This window comes from Lysobacter sp. A286 (genome assembly GCF_054052105.1).
In genome coordinates this window covers 1,314,083-1,329,378 of sequence record NZ_JBSVRJ010000001.1, presented here as the reverse complement: position 1 = coordinate 1,329,378, position 15,296 = coordinate 1,314,083, and the positions used below count along the sequence as shown (strand labels likewise).

The following is a 15,296-nucleotide window of genomic DNA, read 5'->3' as shown; positions in this document are numbered from 1 at the left end:
CATGCCAAAGCGTACCGACATCAAGACCGTCCTGATCATCGGCGCCGGTCCGATCGTTATCGGACAGGCGTGCGAGTTCGATTACTCCGGCGCGCAGGCCTGCAAGGCCTTGCGTGAGGAGGGTTACCGGGTAGTGCTGGTGAACTCCAATCCGGCCACGATCATGACCGATCCGGAAATGGCCGACGCGGTCTACATCGAGCCGATCAACTGGCAGACGGTTGAGAAGATCATCGCCAAGGAGCGCCCCGACGCGCTGCTGCCGACGATGGGCGGCCAGACCGCGCTGAACTGCGCGCTCGACCTGGCCGATCACGGCGTGCTGGAGAAGTACAACGTCGAGCTGATCGGCGCCAAGCGAGAGGCCATCATGATGGCCGAGGACCGTGAGCTGTTTCGAGTCGCGATGGCCGAGATCGGTCTGGAATGTCCGAAGGCCGCGGTCGCCAGGACGTTCGAGGAGGCGGTCGAGATTCAGGCGACGGTCGGCTACCCGACCATCATCCGCCCGTCCTTCACCCTGGGTGGCAGCGGCGGCGGCATCGCCTACAACCGGGAAGAGTTCGAGGAGATCATCAAGCGTGGCCTGGAGCTGTCGCCGACCAACGAGGTGCTGGTCGAGGAGTCGGTGCTGGGCTGGAAGGAGTTCGAGATGGAGGTGGTCCGCGATACGGCGGACAACTGCATCATCGTGTGCTCGATCGAGAACTTCGACGCGATGGGCGTGCACACCGGCGACTCGATCACCGTTGCGCCTGCCCAGACCCTGACCGACAAGGAGTACCAGCGCCTGCGCGATGCTTCCATCGCGGTGCTGCGCAAGATCGGCGTCGATACCGGCGGCTCCAATGTCCAGTTCGGCATCAACGCGCAGACCGGACGCGTGGTGGTGATCGAGATGAATCCGCGCGTGTCGCGTTCCTCGGCGCTGGCGTCCAAGGCGACCGGTTTCCCGATTGCGAAGATCGCGGCCAAGCTGGCGGTCGGCTACACCCTGGATGAGCTGCGCAACGACATCACCGGTGGTGCCACCCCGGCGTCGTTCGAGCCGTCGATTGATTACGTTGTCACCAAGATTCCACGATTCGCGTTCGAGAAATTCCCCCAGGCCGACTCCCACCTGACCACCCAGATGAAGTCCGTGGGTGAGGTGATGGCGATGGGCCGGACCTTCGGTGAATCGCTGCAGAAGGCGCTGCGTGGCCTGGAAACCGGCAAGGTCGGACTGGACCCTACCGGCCTGGATCTGAGCAGTCCGGAAGGCATGGCCGAGGTTCGCCGTGAGCTCAAGGAGCCCGGCCCCGACCGCGTGTTCCATATCGGTGATGCGTTCCGCGCCGGCATGAGCGTGGAAGACGTGCACGCGTTGTCCTTCGTGGATCCTTGGTTCCTTGATCAGATGGAAGAGATCATCTCGGCGGAGACTGAAGTCGCCAAGGCCGGCCTGTCGGCGCTGGATGCCACTCGCATGCGCGCGCTCAAGCGGCTGGGCTTCTCCGACGCGCGGCTGGCACAGCTGACCGGCACCGACGAGACCGCCGTGCGTTCCCTGCGACGCGCGTTTGGCGTGCGGCCGGTCTACAAACGCGTGGATTCCTGCGCCGCCGAGTTCGCCACCACGACCGCCTACATGTACTCGACCTACGAGGACGAGTGCGAGTCCAAGCCGACCGGCCGCGACAAGATCATCGTGCTCGGCGGCGGCCCGAACCGGATCGGCCAGGGCATCGAGTTCGACTACTGCTGCGTGCACGCGGCGCTGGCACTGCGCGCGGATGGGTTCGAGACCATCATGATCAACTGCAATCCGGAAACCGTGTCCACCGATTACGACACCTCCGACCGGTTGTACTTCGAGCCGCTGACGCTGGAAGACGTGCTGGAGATCTGCGACCTGGAAAAGCCCAAGGGCGTGATCGTCCAGTACGGCGGCCAGACGCCGCTGAAGCTGGCCGAAGCCTTGGAGGCCGCCGGGGTGCCGATCATCGGCACCAGCCCGGACAGCATCGACCTGGCCGAGGATCGCGAGCGCTTCCAGCAGCTGGTCGACAAGCTCGGCCTGAAGCAGCCACCCAACCGTATCGCACGCAATCCGGAGGAGGCCTTGCTGCTGGCCGGTGAAGTGGGCTATCCGTTGGTGGTCCGCCCCAGCTACGTGCTTGGCGGCCGCGCGATGGAGGTGGTGCATTCCGACGCCGACCTGGAGCGCTACATTCGCGATGCGGTTCGGGTCTCCGAGAAATCGCCGGTGTTGTTGGACCGTTTCCTCGACAACGCGATCGAAGTCGACGTCGACATCATTGCGGACAAAGACGGCAACGTGCTGATCGGTGGGGTGATGGAGCACATCGAGGAAGCCGGCGTGCATTCGGGCGACTCGTCGTGCTCTCTGCCGCCGTACTCGTTGTCGGCCGATACCCAGGCCCGTTTACGCGAGCAGGTTGTCGCTTTGGCCAGGGCGCTCAACGTGGTCGGGCTGATGAACACCCAGTTCGCCATCCAGACCAACGAGGCGGGTGAAGACACGATCTACCTGCTTGAGGTCAACCCGCGTGCGTCGCGTACGGTGCCGTTCGTATCCAAGGCCACCGGCATGCCACTGGCGAAGATCGCCGCTCGCTGCATGGCTGGCAAGACACTGGCCGAGCAGGGCACAACGGTGGAGATCATTCCCGGCTACTACTCGGTCAAGGAAGCCATCTTCCCGTTTGCCAAGTTCCAGGGCGTCGACCCGATCCTGGGGCCGGAGATGCGTTCCACCGGCGAGGTCATGGGCGTCGGCCTCAACTTTGGTGCGGCAATGGCGCGCGCCCAGGAGGCCGGTGACATCAAGGCGCTGCCCAGCAGCGGCAAGGTGTTTGTTTCCGTTCGAGACCCCGACAAGCAGCGGGTTCTTCCGGTGGCGCACGACCTGGTCCGTCGTGGCTATTCACTGGTGGCCACCGGCGGCACCGCCCGGTTCCTGCGTGATCAGGGCCTGGAGTGCCAGTTGGTGAACAAGGTCAATGAAGGCCGCCCGCACATCGTCGACCTGATCAAGAATGGCGAGATCGTCTATATCGTGAACACCACCGAGGGCCGGCAGGCGATCGCCGATTCCTTCTCGATCCGTCGCGAGGCCCTGCAGCAGCGGGTGACCTATTCGACCACGATCTCGGGGGCCCGCGCATTGCTGTTGTCGCTTGATTACCGCAACACCGGTCCGGTGCTGTCGTTGCAAGAGCTGCATGGCAAGGTCGCCGACGCCGTCTAGCTTTGCCTCGCGCGATCCGGGCACAATCGTCGCTGCGGAACCACCGATTGTCGGACTAACTACCGGCAGCCCTGCGGCTGCCAAGGATCCATCAATGCAACCACCAATCACCAGCAAGGGCGCACAGCGCCTGCGCATCGAGCTCGAGGAGCTCAAGTCGGTCCAGCGCCCCGCCGTGATCCATGCGATCGCCGAAGCACGCGCCCACGGCGATCTCAAGGAGAACGCCGAGTACCACGCCGCGCGCGAGCAACAAGGGTTCATCGAAGGCCGCATCAAGCAACTCGAAGGCGAGCTCTCCAACTCCCAGATCATCGATATCAGCGCCCTCAACGTGGGCAGTAAGATCGTGTTCGGGGCCACGGTCGACCTGGTGGACCTGGATACCGAAGAGAAAAAGACCTACCAGATCGTTGGCGACCTGGAGGCGGATATCAAGCTGGGCCTGATTGCGATCTCCTCACCGGTCGCGCGGGCACTGATCGGGCGCAACGAGGGCGACGAGGTCGCCATCGACGCCCCGGCCGGCACTCGCGAGTATGAGATCGCCGCCGTTCGCTACATCGATTGAGATGACCACCAACGCGGTCACCTTGCTGCTGTCGGCACGAAGCCGGTTTGGTGGCCAGCGGTTGTCGGAAAGCGCCGGGCGATGGTTTGGGCGCGCTGATCAGTCGCGAGTCGAGGGCGATCAGGTGGCACGTCAGTTCGACATCCTGCCGCGGGGTTGGCCGGTAGCAGCGATAACCCGCCAGGTCGACGCTGGCGACGCAGTCGGATCCGCATGGCTTCGGGCCGACCCGGTCTACATCCAGCCCGACATCAATGGTGCCCGGCTGCTGTCGCATGGGAATGCCTTGTCGCTGAGCGCGGCCGACAGCGCCGCGTTCCTGCCGGCGCTCAAGCCACTGTTTGGTGACATCGGTTTTCCGATCGATGCGCCGCATCCCAGCCGTTGGTACCTGCAAATGCCAGCGGGTGCACCGCTGCCGGTGATGGCGTCGCTCGACCAGGCACTTGGTGCGGACTTGTTCGATCAGCTGCCGGAAGGTCCGGAAGGCCGTCGTTGGCGCGCCTTGCTGAGCGAAGCGCAGGTAGTCCTGCACAATCACCCACGCAACATCGAACGTGCGTCGGCGGGGTTGGCACCGGTCAACTCGTTGTGGTTCTGGGGGGCGAGTCGCGTTCCGCATTCCGTCCGAACGTCCCACGCAAGCCTGTTCAGTGACGACGACACCCTGATCGCCTTTGCGACCGCCGCCGGTGCCCACAACGGGCCGTTACCGTCGTGTTGGCAGGCAGGCGAGGGCGGGCAGCTGTTCGACCTGCGTCACCTGCGCGACCTGGCCGTGTTTGATCGCGATTGGTGGTTGCCCCTGCTGGTCGATCTGCAGGCCGGCAAGCTGGCGCGCGCCACGATTGATTTCGCCGACGGCCACCAGCTCCTGCTGACACCCCGGCAGCGCTGGCGGTTCTGGCGTCGTCCATGGCGTTCGTTCGTGGCCGCCCCATCTGCCACGTCGGAATGACGCCCATCAGCAAATTGTGCCGCCGGCCGGTGGTGGATTCCAGCTCGTGGCCAGCGCAGGTCCCGCCGCTATTGCAACGCATCTACGGTGCCCGCGGCGCAACCTCCATTGACCAGGCTCGTCCGAAGCTGGCCAACCTGCTGCCGCCCGATACATTGCGCGGGCTGGACGCGGCAACCACGCTGCTTGCCGACGCGATTGCGGGTGGTCGCCACATACTGGTGGTCGGGGATTTCGATTGCGACGGAGCCACCGCGTGCGCCGTCGCCGTGCGCGGCTTGCGGATGCTGGGCGCCCGCCATGTGTCGCATGCCGTGCCCAACCGGATGACTCATGGCTACGGGCTGTCGCCGGGGTTGGTAGCCGATCTGGCCGCGCTGCAGCCCGACCTGCTGGTCACCGTTGACCACGGCATCGCCTGCCACGCCGGTATCACGGCTGCCAAGGCGTTGGGTTGGCAAGTGCTGGTAACCGATCATCACTTGCCGGGCGACACGCTTCCCCCGGCTGATGCCATCGTCAATCCGAACCAGCCCGGCGATGGCTTCCCCAGCAAGATGCTGGCCGGCGTCGGGGTGATGTTCTACGTGTTGCTCGCACTGCGCCGGCGGTTGCGCGATGCCGGAAAGCTCGATGTCGGCATCGACGGCAAAGGCCCCGATCTGAGCCGGCTGCTTGATCTGGTCGCGGTGGGCACCATTGCCGACCTGGTGCCGCTGGATGCGAACAACCGTGCCTTGGTCGCTGCCGGCCTGCGTCGCCTGCGCGCCGGGCAGGGCTGCCCCGGCCTGCGTGCGCTGATCGACGTCGCCAAGCGCGATCCCGCCCGGCTGAGCGCGAGCGACATCGGCTTTGCGATCGCGCCGCGCCTGAACGCCGCGGGCCGGCTGGAAGACATGGCGCTGGGCATCGAATGCCTGCTGACCGACGACATGAACCAGGCGCGCGAGATCGCCGATACCCTCAACCGGATCAACACCGAGCGCCGCGCCGTCCAGCAGCAAATGACTGAAGAGGCGGAAGTTGCCTTCGCCAAAGTGACGCTGGACACCGCGACGTCGCCGCTCGCGGTCTGCCTGTCCGACCCGGATTGGCACCCGGGCGTGGTAGGGCTGGTCGCATCGAAAATGAAGGAGCGGCTGCACCGTCCGGTGATCGCGTTCGCCCCGGCTGAGCCCGGTGGCGCGACGCTGCGCGGCTCGGCGCGCTCGATTCCCGGCTTCCATATCCGTGACGCACTGGCGATGGTCAATGCGCGCCACCCCGGTCTGGTCGAGCGCTTCGGCGGTCACGCAATGGCGGCCGGCCTGTCATTGCCGGCCGCATCGATGAAGGCGTTCGCGCAGGCATTCCGCGACTGCGTCGCCGCGACCCTGGATGCCGAACTGCTGCAATCCGAGATCCTCAGCGACGGCGAATTGGCGAGCGACGAGTTCACCCGTCGTAGTGCCGACGCACTGCGTGATGGCGGGCCCTGGGGGCAGGGCTTTGCCGAGCCGCAGTTCGATGGCGAATTTGACGTGCTGCGTTGGCGCGTGGTCGGCGAGCGCCACCTAAAACTGGAACTCGGTCTCGGACGCACGCGCCTGAACGCCATCGAGTTTGGCGGCTGGACCGGCGAGCCGCCGTCTGCACGAGTCCGCATCGCCTACCGGCTGGAAGCCGACGACTACCGCGGCGGCGACGCTATCCAATTGGTCGTGGTGCACCGCGAAGCCGCTTGAGCGATATCGGTGGCCGTTTGAGGCCGAACAGCGGCCGCAACACGGCCGTGCGTCGGATCACGAACTCGTGCAGTACCAGGCATCCGGCGATCGTCGACAGGATGACCAGGATCGGCTCCAGCCAGGGCCCGAGCCTCAGCGGGATCAGCCAGTACGCAGCCAGCACGATCAGGCTCTGGTGCAGGATGTACCAGGGGTAGACGGCTTCGGTGGCGTACGGCAGCCAGCGCATCGGGCGATTCAGGTACGCATGGCCCCAGCCGAAGATCGCCAGTAGAGCCGTCCACATGTACAAGGCGCGTGCGGCGCGTTCGATCAAGCCCCACGGCAGAGGTTGGAGCGCAGCCGGGATTTCCCCAGCCGGCAAGTATTGGCTGGCCGCTTTCAACGCCAACTCCACCAGGATCGCGGCGATGGCCAGTCTCGTCATCGGCCACCGCAATTGTGCCAGTCGCTGCCAGAGCGCCGATTGGTCGGCAATGATGTAACCAAGCAGAAATACCGAAAAATATTCGGCATGCAGGTACCAGTCCCCAACGAGCGCGTGGTTCTCCGGAAACCGGGGCTTCAACACCAACAGGTACGCGAAAAACAGGGCAGCAGGTGCCAACAGCAACAGTCCATGGCGCGGACGACCCAGCCAGGCCAACGTCCGCTCGCCGTGGCTGGACCGCAGCACCGGCGCGAGCGTCACCAGGATCAATGTGTATACCCACAGGTAGGCCAGGTACCACAGATGGTTCCAGGTGATCCCATGCGACGCTCCGGTGAACGTCCCTTCTGGCCAGGGTCGCACTTGCAGGTAACGCCATTGGAAGTTCCAGAAGCCGGGTGCCAATGTGCCTTTGCTGACACCTTCGCAATACGCCTGGACCGATACGATGAACAGCATGCCAAACGTCAGTGGCAGCAACAGCCGCCAGGTCCGCAGCAGTGCGAACCGGAGTGGGTTCTTGCCCGGAAACGAAAGACCTATGGCAACACCGGAAATTGCGAACAGCAACGGCATGCGCCAGCGGTTGAACACGATCCGGACGTAGTCCAGCCATTGGTTCTGGTAACTGCTGACGATGTGGAAATCCGCATCGACCTGATACACGCCGCTGACGTGGTAGAGGATCAGGATGGTAAAGGCGATGACGCGCAAGGCGTCGATGTCGTGTCGGCGAGGCATGCGAGAGTCCGCTATCGAGTCCACCAACCGTATCCGCAGGACAACCGCCAAGCCGTCGGCAAGTGATTGATCGCGCGGGGTTTGTGACCAACAGTGGACTACAGGGACGAACCGCGGCGTGCCGGCGCGGTGGTTCCGTATGATGCGCGGATGCAGGATGCCTCCGCCAACACTTTGAGCTCAGCCGAACGGTATCTCGCTCACCGCCGACCATTCGAGATCGGCTACTGGGTCGTGAGCTGCTGCCTGGGCGCACTGGGCGGCAGCTACGCGAAATGGGCCGATTACCAGCGACTGGAGTTGGCGCTGGACTGGTGGGAGCCGCTGACGTGGTCATGGAGCAGCGGGTTGCTGCAGTTGGCACTGGTGCCGGCGCTGCTCTGGTTCACCCGGCGTTGGCCACTGCACCTGGACACCTGGCGCCGCCACCTTGCGTGGTATCTTCCCGCCAGTGTCGTCTGGTCGGTGTTGCATGTTGCGGGCATGGTGGCGGTTCGAAAACTGGTGTATCTCACCCAAGGCTTCAGTTACGACTTCGGCAACTGGCCGGCCGAATTGCTTTACGAGTACTCCAAGGATGTCCGTACCTTTATCGGCATGGTGTTGTTGATCCACGGCTACCGGTTGCTGGTATTGCGATTGCAAGGTGAGGCCAGCGTGCTGGATGTACCCGACGGCGGACTCGCGGTGGAGCCGGTCGAGCGACCCGAACGCTTCCTGGTGCGGAAGCTCGGTCGGGAATTCCTGATCGCCGCGGCGGACGTGGAGTGGCTGCAGGCTTCGGGCAACTACGTCAATCTGCATTTGGACGGACGCGACTACCCGCTACGCAGCACCATTGCCGGCATCGAGTCGAAACTTGACTCCACGCGGTTCGTGCGTATCCACCGCAGTTACATCGTAAATTTCAACCAGATCGCCTCGATCGAACCGCTCGATAGCGGGGACGCGCGGGTACACCTCAAAAACGGTGCGCCGCTGCCGTGCAGTCGTCGTTATCGCCAGACACTCAGAGAGCGGCTCGACCCCGGTACCGGGACTTGATGGCCACTTGAGCGTTGGATAGCCCCAAGCGCCGGCAAGCCTCGCGCCTGCTAGAATTGGCGGTCATCTTTTGCAATGAAATCACGGACATGATCGAACTGAATCCCGTCCACGAGCGCATCGTCGATCTCAAGGATCGGCTGGATGCGCTCAGGGGGTATCTTTGACTTCGACACCAAGGTCGAGCGTCTTGAAGAAGTAAACCGGGAGCTGGAAAGCCCCGATGTCTGGAACGATGCCGAGCGTGCCCAGGCACTGGGTCGCGAGCGCGCGTCGCTGGACAAGGTCGTCAACGGCATCCGCCACCTGACCGAAAGCGTGACCGGCGCGGAAGAACTGCTGGAGCTGGCGGAGCTGGAAGGCGATGACGACACCGCCCAGGCGGTGATTGAGGACATCGAAGCCTGCGCCAAGGATGTCGATGAGCTCGAGTTCCACCGCATGTTCTCCGGGGAGATGGACAACGCCGCCGCATTCGTCGACATCCAGGCCGGCGCCGGCGGTACCGAAGCCCAGGATTGGGCCGAGATCCTGCTGCGCATGTATCTGCGCTGGGCCGAGTCGCGCGGGTGGAAGGCGGAGCTGATGGAGGTCAGCGGCGGCGATGTCGCTGGGGTGAAGTCGGCAACGTTCCGGGTCGAAGGCGACTTCGCCTACGGCTGGTTGAAGACCGAGACCGGCGTGCACCGTCTGGTGCGCAAATCGCCATTCGATTCCGACAACCGCCGCCACACCAGTTTTACCTCGGTGTTCGTGTCGCCGGAAGTCGACGACAACATCGAGATCGACATCAACCCGGCCGACCTCAAGACCGACGTGTATCGCTCCTCCGGCGCCGGTGGACAGCACGTCAACAAGACCGAGTCGGCGGTGCGCATCACCCACGTGCCCACCGGAACCGTGGCCGCCTGCCAGACCGAACGCAGCCAGCACGCCAACCGCGACCGTGCAATGAAGATGCTGTCGGCCAAGTTGTACGAGTTGGAAATCCAGAAGCGCAATGCGGTACGCGATGCGGTGGAGGCCACCAAGTCCGATATCGGCTGGGGCAGCCAGATCCGCAATTACGTGCTTGACCAGAGCCGGATCAAGGACCTGCGCACCGGCGTGGAACGCAGCGACACCCAGAACGTACTTGACGGTGACCTGGACGAGTTTGTCTCGGCCAGCCTGAAGGCGGGGCTCGAAGTCGGCGCCAAACGCAGCGACGCGAGATAGTGTTTGCCTGCCTGCAAGCTCCCTTATCCGTAACTTGAAATGACCATGACCGACACCGCCATGCCCCACGATGGAAATCACCAGGCCGACGAAAGCCGGCCGGACGAGAACAAGCTCATTGCCGAGCGCCGCGCGAAATTGACCACGCTACGCGGGCAGGGGGTAGCGTTCCCGAACGACTTCCGTCGTGCGGACTATGCCGGCGACCTGCAGGCGGAGTATGCCGATGCCGGGCAGTGGACCGCCGAGGCGCTGGAAGCCAAGGGTCATCGCGTCGTCGTCGCCGGCAGGCTGATGCTCAAGCGCGTGATGGGCAAGGCCAGCTTCGTGCAGATCCAGGACGAGTCCGGACGGCTGCAACTGTTTCTGCAAGCCAATGTGTTGGGCGATACCTACACCGCATTCAAGGGCTGGGATGTCGGCGACATCATCGGCGCGCATGGCGTCCTGACCCGTACCCGCACCGGCGAGCTGTCGGTCAAGGTCGACCAGTTGCGCCTGCTGACCAAGTCGTTGCGCCCGTTGCCCGACAAGTTCCATGGCCTGGCCGACGTGGAACAACGCTATCGCCAGCGGTATGTCGATTTGATCGTCTCGCCCGAGGCGCGCGAGGTGTTCGTCAAGCGAAGCAAGATCATCCGCGCGATGCGCGAGTGGCTCGACAGCCGGCGCTTTCTCGAGGTCGAGACGCCGATGATGCATTACATCCCCGGTGGCGCCACGGCCAAGCCGTTCACGACCCATCACAACGCGCTGGATCTTGACCTGTACCTGCGCGTCGCGCCCGAGTTGTACCTCAAACGGCTGGTGGTCGGCGGGCTGGAGCGGGTGTACGAGATCAACCGCAACTTCCGCAACGAGGGCGTGTCAACCCGGCACAACCCCGAGTTCACCATGCTCGAGTTGTACGAAGCCTATGCGAGCTACAACGAGGTCATGGACCTGACCGAAGCCCTGATCCGCGACATCGCGACGTCCGTGCTCGGGACCACCCAGTTGGAATGGGATGGGCAGTCAATCGACATCGGCCCGGCGTTCCGGCGCTGGACGATGAGCGACGCGGTGCTGGAGCACAATCCCGAGATCAGGTGCGAGGAGCTGCGTGACATCGACGCGATGCGCGCCCATTGCACGCGGTTGAATGTCGCGGTCAAGCCCGGCTATGGCTGGGGCAAGCTGCTACTGGAGATCTTCGAGAAGACCGTCGAGCACACCCTGGTCCAGCCGACCTTCATCACCCGGCATCCGGTCGAGGTCAGTCCACTGGCCCGCGCCAGCGATGACGATGCGGGCATGACCGACCGTTTCGAGCTGTTCGTGGGTGGCAAGGAATTGGCGAACGGCTTTTCCGAACTCAACGACCCCGAAGATCAGGTGGCACGCTTCCTGGCGCAGGTCGAGGCGAAGGAGGGCGGTGACGACGAGGCGATGCATTTCGATGCCGACTACATCCGCGCGCTGGAGATCGGCTTGCCGCCCACTGGTGGTCTGGGCGTGGGTATCGACCGGCTGGTGATGTTGCTGACCGGCTCGTCGTCAATCCGCGACGTGTTGTTGTTTCCGTATATGCGACCGGAGGGGTGAACAGGCAAAAAAATCCCCTCATCTAGAGGGGACTGGACAGTCGCGATTTTGAATCAGTCGATCACTCGGTCGGCTCGTCGCGCAGCTCGCGGCGCAGGATCTTGCCGACGTTGGACTTGGGCAATTCGGTGCGGAACTCGATCACCTTGGGCCGTTTGTAGCCGGTCAGGTTCTCGCGTGCGTAGGCGGTGATCTGCTCGGCGGTCAGCGACGGGTCCTTTTTCACCACGACCAGCTTGACGACCTCGCCGGAGTGCTCATCGGGCACGCCGATCGCAGCCACTTCGAGTACGCCGGGCATCATCGCAACCACGTCCTCGATCTCGTTCGGGTACACGTTGAAGCCTGAGACCAGGATCATGTCTTTCTTGCGGTCGACGATGTAGAAGAACCCCTTCTCGTCCATCTTTGCGATATCGCCGGTATGCAGCCAGCCGTCGGCGTCGAGCACCTTGGCCGTTTCCTCTGGCAGCTGCCAGTAGCCCTTCATCACTTGCGGGCCCTTGATACACAACTCGCCGATCTCGCCGGTGGCCAGGGTGTTGCCGTCTTCGTCCTTGATGGAGGCGTCGGTGGACGGGATCGGCAGGCCGATCGCGCCGTTGAATTCACTCAGGTCCATCGGATTGATGCAGGCCGCCGGGGAGGTCTCGGTCAACCCGTAGGCTTCGATCAAGGTGCATCCGGTGGTCTTCTTCCAACGCTCGGCGACAGAACGCTGCGCCGCCATGCCGCCAGCAAGGGTGAGGCGAAGCTTGGAGAAATCGACCTCATCGAAACCCGGCGTATTGAGCAAGCCGTTGAACAGCGTGTTGACGCCGGTGATGGCCGTAAACGATACCTTCTTGAGCTCCTTGACGAAGCCGGGCATGTCACGCGGGTTGGTAATCATGTAGTTCAAGCCACCGAACTTCATGAACACCAGTCCGTTCGCCGTCAGCGCGAAGATATGGTAAAGCGGCAACGCGGTGATGATGACTTCCTGGCCCGGTACCACGTTGGTTCCGACCCACGCAGCGGCCTGCTGCATGTTCGCCACCAGGTTGCGATGGGTCAGCATTGCGCCCTTGGCCACGCCGGTGGTGCCACCGGTGTATTGCAGGAAGGCGATGTCGCCGGACTGTACTTCGATCTTCGGCAGGGGGTGCTTCTGGCCCAGCTTCAGGGTCGTGGCGAACCGCACCGCGCCGGGGATGTTGAACTCGGGCACCATTTTCTTGATGTACCTGAGCACGAAATTGACCATTACCCCCTTTGGGCCAAGCATGTCGCCCAGGCCGGTGGTGATGACGGTCGTGATCTTGGTGTCGCTCAGCACTTCCTCGACGGTGTCGCCAAAGTTGTCCAGCACCAGCAGCACCGTTGCACCCGAGTCCACCAGCTGATGGCGGAGCTCGCGCGCGGTGTACATGGGGTTGGTATTGACCACGGTCAATCCGGCCCGCAGCACGCCAAAGGTCGCGATCGGGTATTGCAGGCAGTTGGGCATCATGATCGCCACGCGGTCGCCCTTCCTGAGCTTCAGCTCGCCCAGCAGGTAGGCGGCAAACTGTGCGCTCAGGGTGTCGATCTCGGCGTAGGTGAGCGTCTTGCCAAAGTTGGCGAACGCGGGGCGATCGCGGAAATTGGCAATGGCGTTTTCCAGTACCGCAACGATCGATGGATATTCGTCAACATCGATCTGCTCGGGAACCCCGGCTGGATACTGGTCAAGCCACGGACGTTCGACACTCATCGCGATCCCCTTGTCTGCACTGCGTTGTTGGTACTGGTCGTCCAAAGATTGGAGCATGACGGGGGTCAAAGTTCCAGCAGCGGTTGAATCTGTTCCAGGTTGGCTTGTAGCTGTTCTTCACGGCCGCTTTCGCACAACAGCACGAACACGCGGTCCAGCAGGTGCTGCAATGCCGACTGATAGAGCAGGGGCTGGATGTGCACGCGATCATCGTGCGCAGATACCAGCAGGCTCAGGTCGGCATACGCCCGCAACGTATTGGAGGTATGCCGGGTTACCGAGATAACGGTGCCTCGGCGCTCACGAAAACAACGGGCCAGATGGCATAGCGGCGCTGCCTTTCCATGCTCGGAAAGCACCAGCAGCACATCACCGGGCGTGGCGGCGGAAACGCTGGCAGCCATGTGGGCTGGGTCAAAATTGTGTACGGCAAGGATCCCCAGCAGGGAGAGCTTGAGGGCGAACGCGCGAGCGCGGATATCGTCGGCGCCCAATCCGATCAGGAAAACCTTGCCACCCTCGGCCGCGGCCGCTATTGCGGTAGCCACCGCGGCAACCGATTGCGGCGGATTGATCGAGCGGGTTTCCTGCTCCGCTTCGGTCTTGCGCTGCCACAAGTCGCCCGCTGCCGAGCCGTCGGGATCGGCGTCGCTCCCCTGGTCATCAACCTGGTTGTCGCCATTGCTGGCCCGGACGATGGCTTCGCCGACTGAATACTTCAGGTCCGGATAACCCTTGAACCCCAGCTTCTGGCAAAACTTGACCACGCTGGACTGGCTGATCCCCAGTGCGTTGGCGATCTGCTGGGAAGAGTAATCACGCAGCAGCTGCGCGTTGTCGAGGACAAAGTCGGCAATGCGACGCTCGATCGCCGACATCTGGTCGCGCTCGGCACGAATCTTCAGCAGGGCGGACACGGCTCAGGCCGCCACGACATCGCTGCCAATCGGCTCCATTCCGCGGATTTCACGGATCCCCAGCCCGGGTGCATCGGTGATCGATATTTCCGACTCGTTGAAGATCACGCCACCCTCGACCGGGTTGAACAGGCACAGCGACGGGCCGTCCAGGTCGACCTTGGTGATCACGTCGGCCTTGGCCACGGCAACATGCACCGCCGCCGCCACGCTGATGCTGGTTTCCAACATGCAGCCGATCATGCACTGGATCTGATGCATCGCGGCGATATCGGCGATGCGGATGGCATTGGAGATGCCGCCGGTCTTCATCAGCTTGATATTGATGATGTCGGCCGCGCGCATGTTGATCAGCTTGATCACCTCCATCGGTCCGAACACGCTTTCATCGGCCATGATCGGCGTGTGCACGCGTTCGGTGACATAGCGCATCCCCTCCAAGTCGCGAGCCTTGACCGGTTGCTCGACCAACTCCAGCCGCACGCCCGCATCTTCCAGGCCGCGGATCGCGTACACAGCCTCCTTGGCGGTCCACCCCTGATTGGCATCCAGTCGCAGCAGGGCGCGGTTCTCGACCGCGGCGTAGATCGCCTTGATCCGTTCGATGTCGACGCCGATGTCCTTGCCCACCTTGATCTTCAGCGAGTCGAAACCGCGCTCGACCGCGCTGATGGAGTCGGCGACCATCTTGTCGATGGTGTCGACGCTGACGGTGATGTCGGTGGTGATCACCGGATCACCGCCGCCGAGCATCTTGTACAGCGGGGCATTGTAGAGCTGGCCGAACAGGTCGTAGATGGCGATCTCCACCGCCGCCTTCGCGCTGGAATTCTTCTCCATCGCGGTCTGGATCAGGCGGGTGATCCGGTTGAGGTCGGCGATGTCCTCACCTATCACACGCGGGGAGATGTAATGGCGGATCGCGTCCACGATCGAGCCGTGCGTGTCGCCGGTGATCACCGCCGTCGCGGGCGCCTCGCCGTAGCCGACATGGCCGGTGTCGGTGTGCACCATCACCACGATGTCCTCGACTTGCTCCACGGTACGCAAGGCGGTCTTGAACGGGGTCTTCAGCGGTACTCGGAGCATGCCGAACTTTATTTCAGTGATCTTCATGG

General features: G+C 63.3%; 11 protein-coding genes. 7 read left to right on the top strand and 4 right to left on the bottom strand.

The features are described 5' to 3' along the window. Position 1: 1 nt before the first annotated feature. The 4 genes from carB (at position 2) to recJ (ending at position 6,506) form a co-directional block, all read left to right on the top strand. Complete coding sequence (gene carB, locus ACW7G0_RS06090; protein ID WP_456988320.1) at positions 2–3,253, top strand: carbamoyl-phosphate synthase large subunit; 3,252 nt, start codon at positions 2–4, stop codon at positions 3,251–3,253. Positions 3,254–3,347: 94 nt separating this feature from the next. Then, a complete protein-coding gene (gene greA, locus ACW7G0_RS06085) occupies positions 3,348–3,824 on the top strand; it encodes a transcription elongation factor GreA (RefSeq protein WP_456988319.1) in 477 nt (158 codons plus the stop codon). 1 nt (position 3,825) lies between these two features. Next, positions 3,826–4,782, top strand: a complete 957-nt coding sequence (locus tag ACW7G0_RS06080; protein ID WP_456988318.1) for a phosphoglycerate mutase — start codon at positions 3,826–3,828, stop codon at positions 4,780–4,782. Beyond that, complete coding sequence (gene recJ, locus ACW7G0_RS06075; protein WP_456988317.1) at positions 4,779–6,506, top strand: single-stranded-DNA-specific exonuclease RecJ; 1,728 nt, start codon at positions 4,779–4,781, stop codon at positions 6,504–6,506. Before ACW7G0_RS06080 ends, recJ begins: the two co-directional genes overlap by 4 nt. Here the strand turns inward: recJ and ACW7G0_RS06070 are convergent. After that, positions 6,469–7,680: an acyltransferase family protein gene (locus ACW7G0_RS06070; protein WP_456988315.1), complete on the bottom strand. Its 1,212-nt coding sequence runs from the start codon at positions 7,678–7,680 to the stop codon at positions 6,469–6,471. The genes recJ and ACW7G0_RS06070 overlap by 38 nt on opposite strands. A gap of 150 nt (positions 7,681–7,830) precedes the next feature. Here ACW7G0_RS06070 and ACW7G0_RS06065 point away from each other — a divergent pair, with 150 nt between their 5' ends. The 3 genes from ACW7G0_RS06065 to lysS all read left to right on the top strand — a co-directional run bounded on the left by ACW7G0_RS06065 (position 7,831) and on the right by lysS (position 11,526). Beyond that, positions 7,831–8,724, top strand: a complete 894-nt coding sequence (locus ACW7G0_RS06065) for a LytTR family DNA-binding domain-containing protein (RefSeq protein ID WP_456988314.1) — start codon at positions 7,831–7,833, stop codon at positions 8,722–8,724. Between the two features lie 89 nt (positions 8,725–8,813). Beyond that, positions 8,814–9,942, top strand: a protein-coding gene (prfB, locus tag ACW7G0_RS06060; protein ID WP_456988312.1) for a peptide chain release factor 2 whose coding sequence is annotated in 2 segments (ribosomal slippage) — positions 8,814–8,888 and positions 8,890–9,942 — 1,128 coding nt in all. Because the reading frame shifts where the segments join, the coding sequence is not laid out codon by codon here. 60 nt (positions 9,943–10,002) lie between these two features. Beyond that, positions 10,003–11,526: a lysine--tRNA ligase gene (lysS, locus tag ACW7G0_RS06055; RefSeq protein WP_456989464.1), complete on the top strand. Its 1,524-nt coding sequence runs from the start codon at positions 10,003–10,005 to the stop codon at positions 11,524–11,526. 61 nt (positions 11,527–11,587) lie between these two features. Here lysS and ACW7G0_RS06050 read toward each other — a convergent pair whose 3' ends face one another. The 3 genes from ACW7G0_RS06050 to ACW7G0_RS06040 all read right to left on the bottom strand — a co-directional run bounded on the left by ACW7G0_RS06050 (position 11,588) and on the right by ACW7G0_RS06040 (position 15,294). Further along, positions 11,588–13,261, bottom strand: coding sequence for a long-chain fatty acid--CoA ligase (locus ACW7G0_RS06050; protein ID WP_456989463.1), 1,674 nt, complete (start codon positions 13,259–13,261; stop codon positions 11,588–11,590). A 65-nt stretch (positions 13,262–13,326) separates the two neighbouring features. Then, complete coding sequence (locus tag ACW7G0_RS06045) at positions 13,327–14,178, bottom strand: MurR/RpiR family transcriptional regulator (RefSeq protein WP_456961474.1); 852 nt, start codon at positions 14,176–14,178, stop codon at positions 13,327–13,329. Positions 14,179–14,181: 3 nt separating this feature from the next. Continuing rightward, on the bottom strand, positions 14,182–15,294 hold the full coding sequence (locus ACW7G0_RS06040; RefSeq protein ID WP_456988311.1) for a dipeptide epimerase: 1,113 nt from the start codon (positions 15,292–15,294) through the stop codon (positions 14,182–14,184). Positions 15,295–15,296 lie beyond the last annotated feature (2 nt).